We start from the raw sequence: 20,780 nt of genomic DNA, 5'->3' as shown, positions 1-20,780 counted from the left end.
AACTCAGCTATAGACCCGGCCAAGGAGCTGCCGATGGCTTTCAAACTGATCGAGCACATCACGTGTGATCTGATCCTGTGTGAAGCCCATCAGGTCGTAGTCCTGGCTGCCGTTGTGCAGGTACACCTCGGCGCGGTAGAAACGCTGACGCGCTTCATCGGACTGGACCGACTCGCTCGGGGTGGCCAGGTAGCCGTCCAGGCTCACTTCGTAGACAAAAGGGTTGCCCTCTTCCATCTCGACCCGCACGCCCATGCAGCGCTTGGACTTGCCCAGCAGCGTCTGCACTTCCAGACCCTGTGCACGCATCTGCGCCGCGGCATCTTCCAGCGCCGGGCTGACGTGTTTGTCCATGAAGCGCTGCACCACCGACTGGCTCGGTTGCAGATCCAGCTGGGTCAGGCGCTCGCTGAAACCACGACGACCGCGTTCAGCCAGTTGCGCCTGCTCCTGTTCGATCTGCATGTCCTGGCGCATCGCCTTGTGCAGGCCGAACATGAAGCACACCAGCACCACCGAGAACGGCAGGCCGGCCAGCACCACCATGGTCTGCATGGCTTCGAAGTTACCGGCGAACAGCAGGCCGATGGTCACCAGGGTGATCACGACCGACCAGAAGATCCGCAGCCAGTGCGGAGCGTCTTCGTCGACGTTGCCGCCCTTGCAGGACAGGTTCGCCATCATCACCGCGCCGGAGTCGGCCGGGGTCAGGAACAGCACGAAACCAACGAAGATCGACACGCCGATCACGACTTTCGACGCCGGGTAGTGTTCCAGCAACTGATAGATCGCCATCGACGGCTGTTCCAGCGCCGTCTTGCCGAGTTCCACCGCGCCCTGGTTCATCACCAGATCCAGCGCCGAGTTACCGAAGATCGACAGCCACGCCAGGGTGAAACCCAGCGGAATCAGCAGCACGCCAGCCACCAGTTCACGCACGGTACGACCACGGGAAATACGCGCGATGAACATGCCGACGAATGGGGCCCAGGAAATCCACCACGCCCAGTAGAACAGCGTCCACAGACCCAGCCAGCGGTCGGACTTCTCACTGTCGCCTTCATAGACGTACAGGTCGAACGTCTTCAGCACCACGCCGTTAAGGTAGTCGCCGATGTTCTGCACGAAGCCGTTGAGCAAGTGCAGGGTCGGGCCGAACAGCAGGACGAAAATCAGCAGGCCGCTGAACAGGATGATGTTGAGGTTGGACAGACGACGGATGCCGTTTTCCACACCGGACACGGCGGCGATGGTGGCCACGGTGCTCATCACGATGATCACGATCAGCAGATTGGTGTTGCTGTGTTCCATGCCGAACAGGTTTTCCAGGCCCGAGGACACTTGCAGCGAGCCGATCCCCAGGTTGGTCACCAGACCCAGCAGGGTCACGAACATGCCGAAGCCGTCCACCGCATGACCGGCAGCGCCCTTGACCCAACGCTCGCCCACCAGCGGATACAGCGCCGAACGCAGGGCCAGCGGCTGGTTATGACGGTAAGCGAAATAGGCCACGGCCAGACCGACCAGTGCGTAGATCGCCCAGCCGTGCAGTCCCCAGTGCAGGAAAGTCAGCTGAACAGCCTGACGTGCCGCCATGTTGGTAGCCGACGCACCTTCCGGCGGATTGAAGTAGTGATCCAGCGGCTCGGATGCACCGAAGTACAGCAGCGAAATACCGATACCCGACGAGAACAGCATCCCGGCCCAGGCGCCGTAGCTGAAATCCGGGGTGTCGTCCTTGCTGCCCAGTTTGAGTTTGCCGTACGAGGAAAACGCCAGGCCCACCACAAACACCAGGTAAGCGGCGATCACCACCATGTAGTACCAGCCGAAGCTGCGGGACAACCAGGCCTGAGCCACTCCCAGCATTCTGCCGGCCTCTTGCGGGGCGATGATCAGAATGGCGGTCAACAACAGAATCAGCGCGGTAGAGGTGTAGAACACCCAACCGTTGACCGTCACCTTCTCGGGCGGGGTCTTTATTAGCGAGGCAGAACTCATGGCACAAATGCTCCAGGCAGTGCGAGAGAAGAACACAAGGCAACACGGAACCCGACCAATCGGTTAGTTGGCAGCCGACCGGCGGGTGATATAAAGACACCCCGAAAAAAGCCCGAACCTGCAGAGATGGCATCGCGAATCGCCGTCGTGGCCGAGGCATGGACGTTCATCCGAAACCTGGCCTTGAGCGTCTTGCCCATTCAACACGTCCGTCGAACGTCGAACCGCGCCTTGCCGCGCGCAGGTTTCGAGCCTTTTCGGATGTCGGTTTTATCGCCACTTACACGTAAGAAAATTCTGTAGGCAGCGACGATTTGTCGCAGATCTTATTCTTTGTTGATTGAACGTTCAATCAAAACAAAATAGACTGGCCCTCAATCCGATAGGCGTCATTCGCCCGTCGGAAGGCCTAAGGAGATGTGCAAGATGCCCAAGGTCGGTATGCAACCCATCCGCCGCCAACAACTGATCGAAGCCACATTGCAGGCGGTTGATCAGGTCGGAATGGGGGACGCCAGCATTGCGCTGATCGCCCGTTTGGCCGGTGTCTCGAATGGCATCATCAGTCACTATTTTCAGGACAAGAATGGCCTGATCGCCGCCACGATGCGGTATCTGATGAGCGTCCTCAGCGAGAACGTCACCGCGCGCCGTCAGGCGCTGGCAGACAGCAGCCCCCGGGCGCATCTGCAGGTGATCATCGAAGGCAACTTCGACGCCAGCCAGGTCAATGGCCCGGCAATGAAAACCTGGCTGGCCTTCTGGGCCACCAGCATGCACCAGCCGTCTTTGCACAGGTTGCAGCGGATCAACGATCACCGTCTGTATTCCAACCTGTGCTGCGAGTTCCGCCGTGTGTTGCCGCTCGAAGATGCGCGCACCGCCGCCCGTGGACTGGCAGCTCTGATCGACGGCTTGTGGTTGCGCGGCGCGCTGTCGGGAGACGCTTTCGACACTGCGCAGGCGCAACAGATCGCTTACGAATACATGGATTTCCAATTGGCCAAGCAGGTGAGCTAGAGCACAGAGAAAACGCTCGGCCCCTGAACTGTCACCGACCCGCGATGCCACAGCTATATGGCTCACCCGGTGACCAACGCCAACCACTAATGCACTTGCGAGGACACTATGGCCCGTTTCGAACTGCAAAAACTCTACATCGATGGCGCGTACTCCGACGCCGGCAGCGATGCCACCTTCGAAGCCATCAACCCGGCTAACGGTGAAGTCCTCGCACTGGTGCAACGTGCGACCAAGGAAGACGTCGAGCGTGCTGTGGTCAGCGCCGAAAAGGGCCAGAAAATCTGGGCCGCGATGACCGCCATGGAGCGTTCGCGCATCCTGCGTCGCGCCGTCGACATCCTGCGCGAGCGCAACGATGAACTGGCGGCCCTGGAAACCCTGGACACCGGTAAAGCCTTCTCCGAAACCAAGTACGTCGACATCGTCACCGGCGCCGACGTGCTGGAATACTACGCAGGCCTGGTACCCGCCATCGAAGGCGAGCAGATCCCGCTGCGTGACACTTCCTTCGTCTACACCCGTCGCGAGCCGCTGGGCGTTGTCGCCGGTATCGGCGCGTGGAACTACCCGATCCAGATCGCCCTGTGGAAATCCGCTCCAGCCCTGGCGGCCGGTAACGCGATGATCTTCAAGCCAAGCGAAGTCACCTCGCTGACCACCCTGAAACTGGCCGAAATCTACACCGAAGCCGGCGTTCCGAATGGCGTGTTCAACGTTCTGACCGGCAGCGGCCGTGAAGTCGGCACCTGGCTGACCGAGCACCCGCGCATCGAGAAGATCTCCTTCACCGGCGGCACCGACACCGGCAAGAAGGTCATGGCCAGCGCTTCGGCTTCGTCGCTCAAAGATGTGACCATGGAACTGGGCGGCAAGTCCCCGCTGATCATCTGCGACGACGCCGACCTGGATCGCGCCGCCGACACCGCCATGATGGCCAACTTCTACAGCTCCGGTCAGGTCTGCACCAACGGCACTCGCGTGTTCGTGCCGAGCCACCTGAAAGCCGCTTTCGAAGCCAAGATCGTCGAGCGCGTTGCCCGCATCCGCGTTGGCAACCCGGAAGACGAAAACACCAACTTCGGCCCGCTGGTCAGCTTCCCGCACATGGAAAGCGTGCTGGGCTACATCGCCAAGGGTAAAGAAGAAGGCGCCCGCGTGCTGTGCGGCGGCGAACGTCTGACCGACGGCGAATTCGCCAAGGGCGCGTTCGTGGCCCCGACCGTGTTCACCGACTGCACCGACGACATGACCATCGTCCGTGAAGAAATCTTCGGCCCGGTGATGGCGATCCTGAGCTACGAAACCGAAGAAGAAGTGATCCGCCGCGCCAACGACACCGACTTCGGCCTGGCCGCCGGCATCGTCACCCGCGACCTGAACCGCGCCCACCGCGTGATTCATCAACTGGAAGCCGGTATCTGCTGGATCAACGCCTGGGGCGAGTCCGACGCAAAAATGCCGGTTGGCGGTTACAAGCAGTCGGGCGTCGGCCGTGAGAACGGGATCAGCTCTCTCAATAACTTCACGCGCATCAAGTCCGTGCAAGTCGAGCTGGGCGAGTACGTTTCGGTATTTTGATCAGCTGATCCAGCGACAAGCGGCAAGCTTCAAGCTGCAAGTAAAAGCAGCTTGGTTTGCCGCTCTATCTCAGCACCGCTCGCTGCTCTCTTGCAGCTTGAAGCTTGCAGCTTGAAACTCCCGGAGGACCTATGTCCCAAGAATTCGATTACATCATCGTCGGTGCCGGCTCTGCCGGTAACACCCTGGCGACCCGTCTGACTGAAGACGAAGGCGTCACCGTCCTGCTGCTCGAAGCCGGTGGCCCGGACTACCGTCTCGATTTCCGCACGCAGATGCCGGCCGCTCTCGCATTCCCGCTGCAAGGCCGTCGCTACAACTGGGCGTACGAAACCGATCCGGAGCCACACATGGACGGCCGCCGGATGGAATGCGGTCGCGGCAAGGGCCTCGGCGGTTCCTCGCTGATCAACGGCATGTGCTACATCCGTGGCAACGCAATGGACTACGACGGCTGGGCGAAACTGCCAGGCCTGGAAGACTGGTCGTACCTCGACTGCCTGCCGTATTTCCGCAAAGCGGAAACCCGCGACATCGGCCCGAACGACTACCACGGTGGCGACGGCCCGGTCAGCGTGACCACGCCGAAGGCGGGCAACAACCCGCTGTTCCACGCCATGGTCGAAGCTGGCGTACAGGCCGGTTACCCGCGCACCGAAGACCTCAACGGCTACCAGCAGGAAGGCTTCGGCCCGATGGACCGCACCGTGACGCCGAACGGCCGTCGTGCTTCCACCGCCCGTGGTTACCTGGACGTGGCCAAGAAGCGTTCGACCCTGACCATCGTCACCCACGCCCTGACCGACAAGGTTCTGTTCGAAGGCAAGCGTGCCGTTGGCGTGCGTTACCTGGTCGGCGCCGCTGAAGAACGCGTCGAAGCCCGTGCCCGTAAAGAAGTCATCGTCTGCTCCGGCGCGATCGCTTCGCCGCAACTGCTGCAACGCTCCGGCGTCGGCCCGGCGAAACTGCTGGAAAGCCTCGACATCCCGGTGGTTCACGATCTGCCGGGCGTCGGCGAAAACCTGCAGGATCACCTTGAGCTGTACCTGCAATACGCTTGCACCCAACCGGTCTCGCTGTACCCGTCGCTGCTCTGGTACAACCAGCCGGCCATCGGTGCCGAGTGGCTGTTCAACGGCACGGGCATCGGCGCCAGCAACCAGTTCGAAGCCGGCGGTTTCATCCGCACCCGTCCGGAATTCGAGTGGCCGAACATCCAGTATCACTTCCTGCCGGTCGCGATTAACTACAACGGCAGCAACGGTGTGAAAGAGCACGGCTTCCAGGCGCACATGGGTTCCATGCGTTCGCCGAGCCGCGGTCGCATCCAGGTCAAATCCAAGGATCCGCGCCAGCACCCGAGCATCCTGTTCAACTACATGGCCACCGAGCAGGACTGGCAGGAATTCCGCGACGGCATCCGCCTGACCCGTGAAATCATGCAACAGCCTGCACTGGACGCGTTCCGTGGCCGTGAAATCAGCCCGGGCATCGAAGTGCAAACCGATGAGCAGCTGGACAAGTTCATCCGCGAGCACGCCGAAACCGCGTTCCACCCGTCCTGCTCGTGCAAGATGGGCACCGACGACATGGCGGTAGTGGATGGCGAAGGCCGCGTGCATGGCATGCAGGGTCTGCGTGTGGTCGATGCCTCGATCATGCCGATCATCACCACCGGCAACCTGAACGCGCCGACGATCATGATCGCCGAGAAAATCGCCGACAAGATCCGTGGCCGCAAGCCGTTGCCGCGCAGCAACGCACCTTACTACGTCGCTGGCGATGCGCCGGTGAAAGGCAAGCCGATGCGTGATGTGAGTGCTGTTGCTCAGTAAGCCGTAATACCTCTTCGGATCGTTCCCACGTCGAGGCGTCGAACCGTCTGCGTGGGAATGCATCCCGTGACGCTCCGCGTCACAAAGCGGACGCGGAGCGTCCATGGCGGCGTTCCCACGCGGAGCATGGGAACGATCTGCTGTTATCAGAGTAAATCCCCCTACACCCCCTCTTCACTTGATCCTACACCCCACGCAGGCCTACTCTAGTCCTCGCCTGATCGCTTCATCCCTCCCCGCCGAATCCGCTTCGCCGCTGCTCCCATGACAAGGAGGTTCCCTGATGTTCGATTTCCACCCCCAGCTCAAGCAGCGCTTCGCTGCCTTGCGCACGGGCGCCGAATTTTTTTCACTGCGGTATGTGCGCGAATCCGGCCAGTACCTGTCGGTGCGCAAGAACGTCGCCGAACCGCCGAGCCTGAGCCGCGACGAAGGCGCGATGCTCACCGTTCGCATCAACGGCGTCGAAGCCTACGCCGCGACCAATGACCTGTCGCAACAAGGCCTGCAAGCCGCCCTCGAGCGCGCCGAACAGCAGGCCCGGCGGATCAAACCGCACGCCCTGCTCGACCTGAGCCAGCAGCCGGTGTCCAGCGACCGCGCCGATTACTTTTCACCCAATCTGGAACAACCCTTCCCGTCCCTGAGCGAATGCTTCGAGCTGCTCGGCGCGGAATCCGCCTCTGTGCCCAAGGATGAGCGCCTGGTGAATTGGGAAGTGAGCATCGGCATCACCCACGTCGAACAGATCTACCTGAGCAGCGCCGGCGCTGAATTGCGTCAGGCTCAACGCTTCGTCTACCCGGGCCTTGACGTTACTGCCTACGACGGTAACGACAGCCAGACCCGCAGCCTCGGCCGCGAGAACTTCGGCCAGCAGGGCGGCGCCGACGTAATCAACCGTTGCGGCCTGATCGGTGCCGGCCCGCAAGTCGCCGATCAGGCGCTGCAATTGCTGCTCGCGCCGAACACCCCGCAAGGCCCGCGCGACCTGCTGCTGATGCCCGACCAGATGATGCTGCAGATCCACGAATCCATCGGCCACCCGCTGGAGCTCGACCGGATTCTCGGCGACGAGCGCAATTACGCCGGCACCAGTTTCGTCAAAGCCGCGGATTTCGGCAGCCTGCAATACGGCTCGAAAATGCTCAACGTGACGTTCGATCCGGGCATTCCCGAAGAACTGGCGAGTTACGGTCACGATGACGACGGCTCCAAGGCCAGCAAACAATTCCTGATTCGCGAAGGCCTGCTGGTCCGGCCATTGGGCGGAGCCCTGTCACAGTTCCGCGCAGGTCTGGACGGCGTTGCCAACAGCCGCGCCTGCAGCTGGAACCGACCGCCGATCGACCGCATGGCCAACCTCAACATCGAGCCGGGCGACCAGCCACTGGAGCAACTGATTGGCGGTATCGAAAACGGCATTCTGATGAGCACCAACCGCTCATGGTCGATCGACGATGCACGCAACAAATTCCAGTTCGGCTGCGAATGGGGCCAGTTGATTGAAAACGGCGAACTCAAGGGCGTGGTGAAAAACCCGAACTACCGGGGCATTTCCGCGCACTTCTGGAAGAGTCTGCGCGCCGTCGGCAACGCCGCCACCACCCAGGTGCTGGGCACGCCGAACTGCGGCAAGGGCGAACCGAACCAGGTGATCCGCGTCGGCCACGCTTCACCGGCCTGCGTGTTCAGCAATGTTGATGTGTTTGGGGGAGACGCCTGATGAGTATTTCCAAGAGCCAGTCCGAGGCGTTCAAGCTGCTGGTCAACTGGCTGCGCGATGCCGTGCGCGAGCCGGAACAGTTCACCCTGAGTTACGACGCCGAATCATCGGCCTTCGTGCGCTTCAACCACGCCAAGGTGCGTCAGGCCGGGCAAGTTCAGCAAGCCGGTATCGGTCTGAAACTGATCGACGACGGTCGCCATGCCGACCTGCAGATCACCTTGTCCGGCGATCAGGAAGCCGACCTGCAACGCCTTGCCGAAGGCCTGCAACAGCTGCGTGAAACCCTGCCGCTGCTGCCGCAGGATCCGTACCTGTTGCTCAACCACAACGGCTGGCAGAGCCAGAGTGTACAGGAGCATCCGCTGCCGGACACCGAGCAAGTTGTCGCTGAAATCGCTCAAGCGGCCGAAGGTCTGGATCTGGTCGGCTTCTATGCCGCCGGCCCGATCAGCCGTGGTTTTGCCAGTTCTTCCGGGGCGTTCGGCTGGCATCAGGCCAACAGCTTCAACTTCGACTTCAGCCTGTTCCACGAGAACGGCGAAGCGGTGAAGGCCAGCTACGCCGGGCATGACTGGAACAGCGAAGACTTCGCCAAACGTATCCAGCAGGCCCGCGAACAACTCGAGTTTCTCGGTCGCCCGCTGCGCACCCTGCCGCCCGGCCAATACCGCGCCTATCTGGCGCCGGCCGCTCTGGAAGAAATCATGGGCATGTTGTGCTGGGGCGGTTTCTCGGCGCAGTCGATTGCCAGCAAGAGCAGCCCGTTGCAGAAGCTGTATGCCGGCGATCAGGCGTTCAGCCCGCTGGTGTCCCTCGACGAAAAAGTCAGTGGTTCGCTGAGTCCGGCGTTTTCCGGCGAGGGTTACCCGCGCAGCGATCTGCGGCTGATCATCGAAGGCCAGGCCGGCGAGCAACTGGTCGGCTCGCGCAGCGCAGCCGAATACGGCCTCACCGCCAACGGCGCCGGCGGCGGTGAATCGCCCAGCGCGCTGAACATGGCCGCCGGCGACTTGTCCCAGGCCGAGATCCTCAAGCAGTTGGGTACCGGGTTGTATATCAGCAACCTTTGGTACCTGAACTTCTCGGATCAACCGGCGGCGCGCCTGACCGGCATGACCCGGTTTGCCACGTTCTGGGTGGAAAACGGCGAGATTCAGGCGCCGGTCAGCACCATGCGCTTCGACGACAGCGCCTACAGCCTGCTGGGTTCGCAGCTGGAAGCGTTGACTGCCGAGCGTGAGTTGCTGCTGTCGGCGAGCACCTATAGCCAGCGCAATACCTCGTCGGCGTTGTTGCCGGGGGCGCTGGTGAGCCGATTGACCTTGACCCTGTAAATCCCGGACCTGATCGTTCCCACGCTCTGCGTGGGAATGCATCCCGTGACGCTCCGCGTCACTTTACAGCGGACGCACAGCGTCCATGGCGGCATTCCCACGCGGACGGTTCGACGTGGGAACGATCATCCAACAACCCACAAGAGGTTCCATGCCCAACCGCCCGCCTCTCGACGCCATCACCGCCCGCTGGTTGCCATGGGTCGTCGCCATCGCTTTCTTCATGCAGTCCCTCGACGGGACCATCCTCAACACCGCCCTGCCGGCCATGGCCCGGGACCTGGCCGAAGACCCGCTGCGCATGCAGGGCGTGATCATCGCCTACATGCTCACCGTGGCCTTGCTGATCCCGGCGTCGGGCTGGATCGCCGACCGCTTCGGCACCAAGAAAATCTTCTTCGGCGCGATCCTGCTGTTCAGCCTGGGCTCGCTGCTCTGCGCCTTGTCGAGCAGCCTGAGCATGCTGATCGGCGCGCGCGTGATCCAGGGCCTCGGCGGTGCCCTGATGCTGCCGGTCGGACGTTTGGTGGTGCTGCGCGCCTACCCGCGCTCGGAACTGGTGCGGATCATGGGCTTCATCACCATTCCCGGCCTGCTCGGCCCGCTGATCGGCCCGACCATGGGCGGCTGGATGGTGGAATACCTGACGTGGCACTGGATCTTCCTGATCAACCTGCCGGTCGGCGTCATCGGTTGCTATGCGGTGTGGAAGTTCATCCCCGACCTGCGCGGTACCGAGCGCACGCGTTTCGATAGCCTGGGGTTCCTGCTGTTCGGCGCGGCGATGGTACTGATCACCATCGCCATGGAAGGCCTCGGCGAACTGCACCTGCCGCACCTACGGGTGATGCTGTTGCTGTTCGGCGGCATGGCGTGTCTGGCAGCGTACTGGTTGCGCGCCGGGCACATTGAAAACCCGCTGTTCGCGCCGTCGCTGTTCAAGACCCGCACCTTCGCGGTCGGCATCCTCGGCAACCTGTTCGCCCGCCTGGGCAGCGGCGCCCTGCCGTTTCTGGTGCCGTTGCTGCTGCAAGTGGCGCTGGGTTATTCGCCGTCCCAGGCCGGGATGAGCATGCTGCCGCTGGCGGCGGCCGCGATGGTCGCCAAATGGGGCGCGCGGCCGCTGATCGAGCGTCTGGGCTATCGCATCGTGCTGACCGGCAACACGCTGTTTCTGGGGATCATGCTGGCGAGCATGGGGCTGGTCAGCGAGCAGACGCCGTACTGGCTGCTGCTGTGCCTGCTGGCGGTTCTCGGGGCGATCAACTCGCTGCAATTCACCGCGATGAACACCGTGACCCTGATCGACCTCGACGACGCCAGCGCCAGCAGCGGCAACAGTTTGCTGTCGGTGGTGGCGCAGTTGTCGCTGAGCCTTGGCGTGGCGTGTGCCGGTGCGCTGCTCGGCGGCTTTACGGCGGAGATCGGCAACGATGGCGTCGAGACCGTATTGGGCGCTTTCCAGCTCACGTTCGTGACCGTCGGGATCATGGCGATGCTGGCGGCGACGATTTTCTCGCAGCTCTCGAAAGAGGACGGACGGCGCGCCAAGCGCCGGGAGGAACACATCGAGCATTGACCGGGGTCTGCGTGGCGAGGGGACCGGCCCTCGTCACAGGCTTTGCGTTCGTCCAGAACTTTCGAGGAAAGTGGCCAGAGGCTGCTACACTGCGCGACATTTTGTTTTGCAGGCCAGTCCCGTGACCACCATCGCCACCGCTTTTAATACTTTGCCGCTGTCCGCCGCCATGCTGGCTAACCTCGACTCCCTCGGTTATGCCCAGATGACGCCGATCCAGGCGCAGAGCTTGCCGGTGATCCTCAAGGGGATGGACCTGATCGCCCAGGCCAAGACCGGCAGCGGCAAGACCGCCGCGTTCGGCATCGGCCTGCTGAACCCGATCAATCCGCGCTACTTCGGTTGCCAGGCGCTGGTGATCTGCCCGACCCGCGAGCTGGCCGACCAGGTCGCCAAGGAAATCCGTCGTCTGGCCCGCGCCGAAGACAACATCAAGGTCCTGACCCTGTGCGGCGGCGTATCCTTCGGCCCGCAGATCGGCTCGCTGGAGCACGGCGCGCACATCATCGTCGGTACGCCGGGCCGCATCCAGCAGCACCTGCGCAAGGGTTCGCTGGTTCTCGACGGCCTCAACACGCTGATCCTCGACGAAGCCGACCGCATGCTCGACATGGGTTTCTACGACGCCATCGAAGACATCATCGAACAGACCCCGGCCCGCCGTCAGACCCTGCTGTTCTCGGCCACCTACCCGGTGGGCATCAAGCAGCTGGCGTCGAAGTTCATGCGCGATCCGCAAACGGTGAAAGCCGAGGCGTTCCACGACGACACCCAGATCGAACAGCGCTTCTACGAAATTTCCCCGGAAGAGCGCATGAGCGCGGTGACCAAGGTCCTGCATCACTTCCGTCCGGCCTCCACCGTGGCGTTCTGCTTCACCAAGCAGCAGGTGCAGGAAACCGTCGATCACCTGACCTCCAAAGGCATTTCCGCCGTCGGCCTGCACGGCGATCTGGAACAGCGTGACCGCGATCAGGTGCTGGCGATGTTCGCCAACCGCAGCACTTCGGTATTGGTTGCCACCGACGTTGCCGCCCGTGGTCTGGACATCGATGCACTGGACATGGTGATCAACGTCGAACTGGCCCGCGACTCGGAAATCCACATTCACCGCGTCGGCCGTACCGGTCGTGCCGGCGAGAAAGGCATCGCGGTCAGCCTGGTGGCGCCGTCCGAAGCGCACCGCGCGCAAACCATCGAACAACTGCAGAAAACCCCGCTGAACTGGGATCAGGTGGATAACCTCAAGTCCCAGGGCGGTGCCCCGCTGCAACCGCCGATGAGCACGCTGTGCATCGCTGGCGGCCGGAAAGACAAGGTACGTCCGGGCGACATTCTTGGCGCACTGACCGGTGAGGCCGGGATTCCGGGCGCTCAGGTCGGCAAGATCGCGATCTTCGACTTCCAGTCCTATGTGGCTGTTGAACGCACCGTGGTCATGCAGGCGCTGCAGCGCTTGAACAACGGCAAGATCAAGGGTCGTTCGCTGCGCGTTCGCGTCCTCTGACCTGATCGTTCCCACGCTCTGCGTGGGAATGCATCCTGTGACGCTCCGCGTCACGATTCAAAAGCGGACGCAGAGCGTCCATGGCGGCATTCCCACGCAGAGCGTGGGAACGATCTAACGATCTGCGTGGTCATTGTGTGAGGACACCGTTTTGCGCTCTACCGAAGTCGTGATCATTGGCGCTGGCGCCGCAGGGTTGATGTGTGCACTGACCGCCGCCGGGCGCGGACGTCAGGTGTTGCTGCTCGACCACGCAAACAAGGCCGGCAAGAAAATCCTGATGTCCGGCGGTGGGCGCTGCAACTTCACCAACATGTACACCGAACCGAGCAATTTCCTCTCGCAAAATGCGCACTTCTGCAAATCCGCGCTGGCCCGTTACACCCAGTGGGATTTCATCGGCATGGTCGCCAAGCACGGCGTGCCGTATCACGAGAAGAAACTCGGCCAACTGTTCTGCGATAACAAATCCAGCGACATCCTCGGCATGCTGCTGGACGAGTGCGATCAGGTCGGCGTCAACCTGCACCTCGACACCTCGATCCAGACCATCGAGAAAATCGAGGGCGGTTACCTGCTCGACACCACCCTCGGCCAGATCCAGTGCCAGTCGCTGGTGATCGCCACCGGCGGGCTGTCGATCCCGACGCTGGGCGCGACCGGTTTCGGATATCAGGTCGCCAAACAGTTCGGCCATGAACTACTGCCGACCCGCGCCGGTCTGGTGCCGTTCACCATCACCGATCAGCTCAAGGACTTGTGCACCGAACTGTCCGGCACCTCGGTGGATTGCCTGGTCAGCTGCAACGACCAGAGTTTTCGCGAGAACATCCTGTTCACCCACCGCGGCCTCAGTGGCCCGGCGATTCTGCAGATTTCCTCGTTCTGGGAGCCGGGCGACACGGTCGAGATCAACCTGCTGCCCGATCATGACGCCGCAAGCTGGCTGCAACAGCAGACCGCCGAGCGCCCGAACAGCGAACTGAAAACGCTGCTCGGTGAAATCTTCACCAAGAAGATGGCCAACCTGCTGGCGGACAACTGGTTCGTCTCCAAACCGATGAAGCAGTACACCCACGCCGAACTGGCGGACATCGCCGAGAAGCTCGGCAGCTGGAAAGTCGTGCCGGCCGGCACCGAAGGCTACCGCACCGCCGAAGTCACCCTCGGTGGCGTCGACACCCGCGAAGTGTCGTCCAAAACCATGGAATCGCTGAAAAGCCCGGGCCTCTACTTCGTCGGCGAAGTGCTGGACGTCACCGGACATCTGGGCGGGTTCAACTTCCAGTGGGCCTGGGCATCGGGTTACGCCGCCGCGCAGTACGTCTGACCCAAAGCCCGCTCCCACAGTGGTGTGTGGTGCATGAAAGGAACACTTTTTGCTGTCAGATGTGATCGGCGCCATTGCGTCGGCGTCATTACTGGCTCAATTTAGCGGCATCGCCTCGGAAGGCCTTCGCACTTCATGTCCTCGACCTCGTTTCGTCAGTCTTTGCGGCGCCTGTGGGCGCTGGATAAATTCAGCTACAGCGTGCGGGTGTTCATCGCCCTGACCGGCAGCATGGCGCTGTGCTGGTATCAGGATGAAATGGGGCTGCTGATCCCGCTGTTTCTCGGGATCATCGCCAGCGCCCTGGCCGAGACCGACGACAGTTGGCAGGGCCGCCTCAACGCACTGGCGGTGACGCTGGTGTGCTTCAGCGTCGCGGCGCTGTCCGTGGAATTGCTGTTCCCCTACCCCATCGTGTTCGTGATTGCGTTGGCACTGGCCAGTTTCAGCCTGACCATGCTCGGCGCGCTCGGCGAACGTTACGGGGCGATTGCTTCGGCGACCCTGATTCTCTCCGTCTACACCATGATCGGCGTGGATCAGCGCGGTGGCGCGGTCACGGATTTCTGGCATGAGCCAATGCTGCTGGTGGCCGGTGCCGCGTGGTACGGCCTGCTGTCGGTGCTGTGGCAGGCGATGTTTTCCAATCAGCCGGTGCAGCAGAGTCTGGCGCGGCTGTTCCGCGAACTCGGCTATTACCTGAAGCTGAAATCCTCGCTGTTCGAGCCGATCCGTCAGATGGACGTAGAGGCGCGGCGACTGGAACTGGCCCAGCAGAATGGCCGGGTCGTCGCAGCCCTGAACAGCGCCAAGGAAATCATCCTGCACCGGGTCGGCAACGGTCGTCCGGGCTCGAAAGTCAGCCGTTACCTGAAGCTGTACTTCCTGGCGCAAGACATTCACGAACGCGCCAGCTCTTCGCACTATCCCTACAACGCCCTGGCCGATGCGTTCTTCCACAGCGATGTCTTGTTCCGCTGCCAGCGCCTGCTGCGCCAGCAAGGCAAGGCCTGCCGGGCGCTGGCCGAGTCGATCCAGATGCGTCAGCCGTTCATCTACGACGCGAGTTTCGCCGAAGCCCTGAGCGACCTGCACGCATCCCTCGAACACCTGCGCATCCAGAGCAACCCGGCCTGGCGTGGCCTGCTCCGCTCACTGCGGGCACTGGCGGCCAACCTCGGCACCCTCGACCGTTTGCTCAGCGATGCCAGCAACCCCGATGCCCTGGCCGATGCCACCGACAGCAGCCTGCTCGACCGCTCGCCGCGCAACTTCAAGGACGTGTGGATTCGTCTGCGCACGCAGCTGACGCCGACCTCGCTGCTGTTCCGCCATGCCCTGCGCTTGCCGCTGGCGTTGAGCATCGGCTACGGCATGGTGCACCTGATACACCCGTCGCAAGGCTACTGGATCATCCTCACCACGCTGTTCGTCTGCCAGCCTAACTACGGCGCCACCCGACGCAAACTCGGCCAGCGGATTTTCGGCACGGCGATCGGTCTGACGATTGCCTGGGCACTGTTCGATCTGTTTCCAAGCCCGCTGGTGCAGTCGTGCTTCGCCATCGCCGCCGGCGTGGTGTTCTTTACCAACCGCACCACCCGCTACACCGTGGCGACCGCCGCGATCACGATCATGGTGCTGTTCTGCTTCAACCAGGTCGGCGATGGCTACGGGCTGTTTGTGCCGAGGCTATTCGATACCTTGCTCGGCAGCCTGATCGCGGGACTGGCGGTGTTCCTGTTTCTGCCGGACTGGCAGGGTCGGCGCTTGAACAAAGTGCTGGCCAACACCCTCACCTGCAACAGCATCTACCTGCGCCAGATCATGCAGCAATACGCCGCCGGCAAGAGCGACGACCTCGCCTATCGCCTGGCCCGGCGCAACGCGCACAACGCCGACGCCGCACTATCAACAACGTTGGCGAACATGCTGATGGAGCCGGGGCATTTCCGGAAGGAAGCCGACGTGGGCTTCCGCTTCCTGGTGCTATCGCACACCTTGCTCAGCTATTTGTCAGGCCTCGGCGCGCACCGCGAAACCCAGTTGCCGGCCGAGGTGCGCGAACATTTGATCGACGGCGCCGGGGTGAGTCTGGCGTCGAGCATCGATGAGATCGCCCAAGGTCTGGCGAGCAAACAGCCGATTGCGATTCAGAGCGATGAGGAAGAGGCGCTGGCCAATGAGCTTGAGCAGATGCCGGACGAAATCGACGAAGGCCAGCGGCTGGTGCAGACGCAACTGGCGCTGATCTGCCGCCAGCTCGGGCCGTTGCGCACGCTGGCGGCGCACCTGATCAAGGACACAGCCGAAGATTGAGCCGCCTCACATGCCGTGCTGCCTGAGCAACTTGTCATAGCTGCCATCGGCCTTCATCGATGCAATCGCCTTGTCGAACCCGGCCACGATCTGTTCGTGCTGCGGGTTCTTCAGGCTGACCAGAATATGCAGGCTGTTCTCGCTCAGCGGCTTGGGCAGAAACTCCACCGCGTTGCGCACTTTCGGTGACTCCCGGGCCAGGTAATAGCGGGCCACGTATTCGTCTTCCAGAGTCAGCTTGACCCGGTCCGCCGCGAGCATGCGCACGGCCATGGCGAAGTTATGCACAGGGACTTTCTGCAACGCGGTGTCGGCATCGAACGGCGCCGAATAGGCGTAGCCGCGCACTACCGCAACCGGATAGGTGTGCAGTTCCTGCAGGTTGTTGTATTCGATGGGCGCGTCTTTGCGCTTGAGGAAGCGCACGCGATTGAGCAGGTACTCGGCGGAAAACTGCCCGATCTTCGTGCGCTCGTCGTTGTACCAGGCGTTGACCAGCACGTCGTAACGACCTTCGCCAACACCCAGCAACGCCCGCGCCCACGGCACCTGCTCATAACCGCTGGCATAACCGGCACGGGCCAGGGCCGTGCTGACGATGTCGGTCGCCAGCCCACCGTTGACCAGCGTGTCATCGGTAAAGGGCGGCCAGACGTCGAACACCAGACGCAATTTCTCCGCTGCCGCGCTTTGACCCAGCAACAGCAATCCGATCAAAGCAAAGGCTCGATGCAATCGCGGCATGGTTGAAAATCCTTAGCGGGCGGGCCGCCCGGCGTGTTTTCAGTCAAAACCCCAAGGCCCCTTACCGGCGAATCCCAGGCCCTAACCTTAGCTCATTGAAGCCATTGCACAGTGCTTCCCAGCAGATTACACAAAGTACGGCGAGCCGCGATATTGGAATGATGGCATTTTGGCCTTTGTCACAGATTTCTCAGCCATACAGACATATTTCGGCGGGGCGCTTAGTATCGGGCGACGTTGTTCAAGGAATCGGAAGATGACAATCGAGTGGGTCTGCAAACATCACAGCGATCTGGGACTGGAGCAGCTGTACGCCATTTTGAAATTGCGCTCGGAAGTGTTCGTGGTCGAACAGCGCTGCGCGTACCTGGATCCGGACGGTCAGGATCTGGACGGTGACACCTGCCATTTGATGGGCTGGGACGATGATCAACTGGTGGCGTACCTGCGCCTGCTGGATCCGGAATCCCAGGGTGGCGACGTGGTGATCGGCCGCGTGCTGACCGCGCCGGCCGGGCGTGGCAAAGGGTTGGGGCATGAAATGATGGAACAGGCGCTGAAACAGGCGCAGAAGCGTTGGCCTGAAGTGCCGATCTATCTGTCGGCCCAGGCGCATTTGCAGGGGTATTACGGGCGGTATGGGTTTGTGGTGGCGGGTGAGGAATATCTTGAGGATGACATTCCGCACATAGGAATGCGTCGGTCTTGAGATTTCCCCTTCGCGGGCTTGCCCGCGAAGGGACTGCTGAAGTCAGGGATACTCGAGAACAGCCTTGATCTGCCGCAAATTCCGCTCGATCCACCCCCGATCGATCGCCCCCCACTCCCGAATCCGATAGCGCCCCGCATGATTGCGCGCGCCCTCCTCCTGTTCGAACTCACAGACGATATCCAGATCCGCCAGCGCCGCAATCGTGTCCTGCGCCGTACGCCGGGGCATGCCGGTGACCTCGGTCAACGCCGGCACGCTGCTGGCCAGGCCGCTGTCGATCAGGTACGCCACGTACAAGCGCCGGTAGAAACTGCTCTTGGTCTTGCTCACGTCCATGCATGCGCTCCGTTGTTTGATGTCTTATTGCATGTCCCGCCAGGTCAGATACACCCGCAGGTCGAACTCGACCTGGTGGTAACCCGGCAGCATGTGCTCACATAACTTATAGAACGCCTTGTTGTGATCCGACTCCTTGAAGTGCGCCAGCTCGTGCACGACGATCATCTTCAAAAACTCCGGCGCGGCGTCCTTGAACAGCGAGGCGATGCGGATCTCTTTCTTGGCCTTGAGCTTGCCGCCCTGCACCCGCGAGACCGTGGTGTGCAGGCCGAGGGCGCGATGGGTCAGGTCGAGGCGGTTGTCGAACAGCACCTTGTCAATGGCCGGGGCGTTGCGCAGGTATTCCTGCTTCAGGTCCAGCGCGTAGCCGTACAACGCCTTGTCGCTCTGCACATCGTGGCGGCCCGGATAGCGTTGGCTCAGGTAATCACCGAGGCGGTTGTCGGCGATCAATTGGCGCACCTGATCCTGCAGATTCGCGGGATAGGCCTGGAGGTATTTCAACGCAGTCATGGGGCGGCACGGGTCATGAAAAGGCCGCCAGTGTAGCGAATTCAACCGGCCAACGCGCTCCAGTCGAACGGCTCGGTAAAGCGTGCGGTGTCCTCGGCGACCAACGGCCGCGCCACCAGAAAGCCTTGCACGTACTGACAACCATGGGCTTGCAGCCACTGGTATTGCTCGACGGTTTCCACGCCTTCGGCAATCACCAGCAAGCCGTATTCCTTGCACAGGTCGATGACCGTGCGCACCAGCGAAGCGTCGCGGGACGAGTCCGGCAATCGGGCGATCAGGTGGCGATCGAGCTTGAGAGTGTCCAGTTCCAGATCGCGCAGATGCGCCAGCGAGCAGGCTCCGGAACCGAAATCATCCAGCGCCACCCGCACCCCGAGATTGCGCAGCAGCTTCAGCTGCTTGCGGGTCTCGTCCGGGTTGATCGTCAGCGCCTCTTCGGTGACTTCCACTTCCATCTGGTGCGGCTGCAAACCATGGCGCTCCAGCACCTGGCGCAATTCGGTCACCAGATTCGGCAGGCCGAACTGAGTGTTGCTCAGGCTCACGCCGATCACCAGATCCCTGGAGAACTCGGCCTCCCACGCCTTACGCTGCCCGGCGCTGCGATGATAGATCCAGCTGCCGAGGCGGCTGATCAACGTCGCCTCCTCCAGCAACGGCAGGAACAACCCCGGCGGCACGTCGCCGACACTCGGGTGCTGCCAGCGCAGCAACGCCTCGAAACCACGAACGCGACCATCGCCAATGGCCACCTGCGGCTGATACACCAGATTGAAATCGCGGTTCTCGATGGCATTACGCACGCTTTCTTCCAGCATCAGCCGCGACCGCGCGCGGCCGTTCATTTCATGATCGTAGAAACGATATTGCTGACGCCCGGCACGCTTGGCCTCGTACATGGCGATGTCCGAGGCGCGCAGCAAACCGTCAAGGTTGTTGCCGCAATCCGGGTAAGTGGCGATGCCGATACTCGCACCCAGCGCAATATCCAGCCCTTCAATCTGCTGACAGATCGACACCCGCTCTATGAGTTTTTCAGCAATCTTCGCCGCTTGCTCGGGGAATTCCAGATCCAGCAGCGCGGTGAATTCATCGCCGCCCATCCGCGCCAGAATATCGAACGGCCGCAGGCAGGCTTTCAGTTGTTCCGAGACCCAGCGCAACACCCGGTCCCCGGCATCATGGCCGAGGGAATCGTTGACCCTTTTGAAGCCGTCGAGATCGAGGTACATCAGCACCCAACTGCTGTCGGTGCGCTCGCCGCGCAGCAGCAGGTTTTCAACGGTCTGGTAAAAACCCCGACGATTGAGCAGCCCGGTCAGCGGGTCGGTGACGGCCTGAAATTCCAGCTGTTGATGCAGATGACGCACCACCGACATGTCCAGCACCGTCACCACCATCGCGTGCTGTTCACTCGGCAGCGGCGCACAGGACAAGGCCACCGGCACCTGCTGCCCCGGTGCGGTGCGTAGCGACGCATCGTGTAGGCGCAACGTCTCGCCACGTTTGTAACCGGCGTAAAACTCGGAATCGGCCCACAGCGGAATGTGCGGTTTCTGCAGATAATCGAGAAACTCCTGCCCTTCCAGCTCCTTCACCGGCGCATTGAGCAACCGGGAAATCGCCGGGTTGGCGAAGCGGATCAAACCATCCTCGCCCAACACCAGAATGCCTTCGGCGGCGTTATCCAGCACCGAGGCATTGAAGGCCCGCGCCGATTCCAGATCCTGACTCAAGCGCTGCAAGGCCCGGCGATTGCGCTGGTGTTCCAGCAGCGCCTGGACTTTCGGCTTGAGAATCTGCGGATCGAAGGGTTTGAACAGGTAATCCACCGCACCGCTGGCATAACCCTTGATCACGGCGTCCTGGGATTGCTCGTTGGCGGTGAGGAAAATGATCGGGGTCAGGCGCGTGCGCTGGCTGCCGCGCATCAGCCGCGCGACTTCGAAACCGTCCATGCCCGGCATCTGCACATCCAGCAGCACCAGGTCGATGTCGTGTTCGAGCAACAGGTTGAGGGCTTCGTAACCGGAAGCGGCGGTCAATACCTGCCAGTCCTGGCGCTGCAGCAACGCGCGCATGCTGATCAGGTTTTCAGGGTAATCATCGACGATCAAAAGGACTGAGCTGCCTTCACCTGGCTGGGGTTGCGCGCATTCCATGCTGCTTCTCTTGTCGGGACAACTCGTGTCGGGGCATTTCGGGTCAGTGTTCCGGGCGGCTTCTCGTGAAAA

15 protein-coding genes are annotated in these 20,780 nt (G+C 61.9%); 10 read left to right on the top strand and 5 right to left on the bottom strand.

Annotated elements, in window-relative coordinates:
* Positions 1-3: 3 nt before the first annotated feature.
* Positions 4-1,944: a BCCT family transporter gene (locus CAF80_RS12585; protein WP_223290698.1), complete on the bottom strand. Its 1,941-nt coding sequence runs from the start codon at positions 1,942-1,944 to the stop codon at positions 4-6.
* A gap of 483 nt (positions 1,945-2,427) precedes the next feature.
* Between CAF80_RS12585 and betI the strand changes: the two genes are divergently transcribed.
* From betI to yccS, 9 genes are all read left to right on the top strand, one after another.
* Positions 2,428-3,021: a transcriptional regulator BetI gene (gene betI, locus CAF80_RS12580; protein ID WP_011336305.1), complete on the top strand. Its 594-nt coding sequence runs from the start codon at positions 2,428-2,430 to the stop codon at positions 3,019-3,021.
* Between the two features lie 108 nt (positions 3,022-3,129).
* On the top strand, positions 3,130-4,602 hold the full coding sequence (gene betB, locus CAF80_RS12575; protein ID WP_039767992.1) for a betaine-aldehyde dehydrogenase: 1,473 nt from the start codon (positions 3,130-3,132) through the stop codon (positions 4,600-4,602).
* 131 nt (positions 4,603-4,733) lie between these two features.
* Complete coding sequence (gene betA / locus CAF80_RS12570) at positions 4,734-6,437, top strand: choline dehydrogenase (protein WP_039767991.1); 1,704 nt, start codon at positions 4,734-4,736, stop codon at positions 6,435-6,437.
* Positions 6,438-6,720: 283 nt separating this feature from the next.
* Positions 6,721-8,163 (top strand): TldD/PmbA family protein, encoded by a 1,443-nt coding sequence (locus CAF80_RS12565; RefSeq protein ID WP_085667410.1) that lies wholly within the window; start codon positions 6,721-6,723, stop codon positions 8,161-8,163.
* Positions 8,163-9,500 (top strand): TldD/PmbA family protein, encoded by a 1,338-nt coding sequence (locus CAF80_RS12560; protein ID WP_085667409.1) that lies wholly within the window; start codon positions 8,163-8,165, stop codon positions 9,498-9,500. Before CAF80_RS12565 ends, CAF80_RS12560 begins: the two co-directional genes overlap by 1 nt.
* A 151-nt stretch (positions 9,501-9,651) precedes the next feature.
* Complete coding sequence (mdtD, locus tag CAF80_RS12555; protein WP_039767988.1) at positions 9,652-11,079, top strand: multidrug transporter subunit MdtD; 1,428 nt, start codon at positions 9,652-9,654, stop codon at positions 11,077-11,079.
* A gap of 121 nt (positions 11,080-11,200) precedes the next feature.
* The gene (dbpA, locus tag CAF80_RS12550) at positions 11,201-12,586 is read left to right on the top strand and encodes an ATP-dependent RNA helicase DbpA (protein WP_085667408.1); all 1,386 of its coding nucleotides are present in this window, start codon (positions 11,201-11,203) and stop codon (positions 12,584-12,586) included.
* 151 nt (positions 12,587-12,737) lie between these two features.
* The gene (locus CAF80_RS12545; protein WP_085667407.1) at positions 12,738-13,916 is read left to right on the top strand and encodes an NAD(P)/FAD-dependent oxidoreductase; all 1,179 of its coding nucleotides are present in this window, start codon (positions 12,738-12,740) and stop codon (positions 13,914-13,916) included.
* A gap of 135 nt (positions 13,917-14,051) precedes the next feature.
* Positions 14,052-16,235 carry a YccS family putative transporter gene (gene yccS / locus CAF80_RS12540; protein ID WP_085646936.1) on the top strand — a complete coding sequence of 728 codons (2,184 nt, stop codon included), beginning with the start codon at positions 14,052-14,054 and terminating at the stop codon, positions 16,233-16,235.
* Between the two features lie 6 nt (positions 16,236-16,241).
* Here the strand turns inward: yccS and CAF80_RS12535 are convergent, their stop codons facing one another.
* Positions 16,242-16,979, bottom strand: a complete 738-nt coding sequence (locus CAF80_RS12535) for an ABC transporter substrate-binding protein (protein WP_085667406.1) — start codon at positions 16,977-16,979, stop codon at positions 16,242-16,244.
* A gap of 256 nt (positions 16,980-17,235) precedes the next feature.
* Between CAF80_RS12535 and CAF80_RS12530 the strand changes: the two genes are divergently transcribed.
* Positions 17,236-17,688 (top strand): GNAT family N-acetyltransferase, encoded by a 453-nt coding sequence (locus CAF80_RS12530; RefSeq protein ID WP_064599990.1) that lies wholly within the window; start codon positions 17,236-17,238, stop codon positions 17,686-17,688.
* 42 nt (positions 17,689-17,730) lie between these two features.
* Here the strand turns inward: CAF80_RS12530 and CAF80_RS12525 are convergent, their stop codons facing one another.
* The 3 genes from CAF80_RS12525 to CAF80_RS12515 are packed head-to-tail and all read right to left on the bottom strand — an operon-like array spanning position 17,731 to position 20,708.
* A complete protein-coding gene (locus CAF80_RS12525) occupies positions 17,731-18,027 on the bottom strand; it encodes a helix-turn-helix domain-containing protein (protein ID WP_007894945.1) in 297 nt (98 codons plus the stop codon).
* Positions 18,028-18,051: 24 nt separating this feature from the next.
* Positions 18,052-18,543 (bottom strand): M48 family metallopeptidase, encoded by a 492-nt coding sequence (locus CAF80_RS12520; protein WP_007959720.1) that lies wholly within the window; start codon positions 18,541-18,543, stop codon positions 18,052-18,054.
* Between the two features lie 41 nt (positions 18,544-18,584).
* Positions 18,585-20,708, bottom strand: coding sequence for a bifunctional diguanylate cyclase/phosphodiesterase (locus tag CAF80_RS12515; RefSeq protein WP_074692094.1), 2,124 nt, complete (start codon positions 20,706-20,708; stop codon positions 18,585-18,587).
* Positions 20,709-20,780 lie beyond the last annotated feature (72 nt).

The organism is Pseudomonas sp. B34(2017), from assembly GCF_002112915.1.
Classification (GTDB): Bacteria; Pseudomonadota; Gammaproteobacteria; order Pseudomonadales; family Pseudomonadaceae; genus Aquipseudomonas; species Aquipseudomonas pharyngis.
This window is presented reverse-complemented; position numbering and strand designations above follow the sequence as displayed.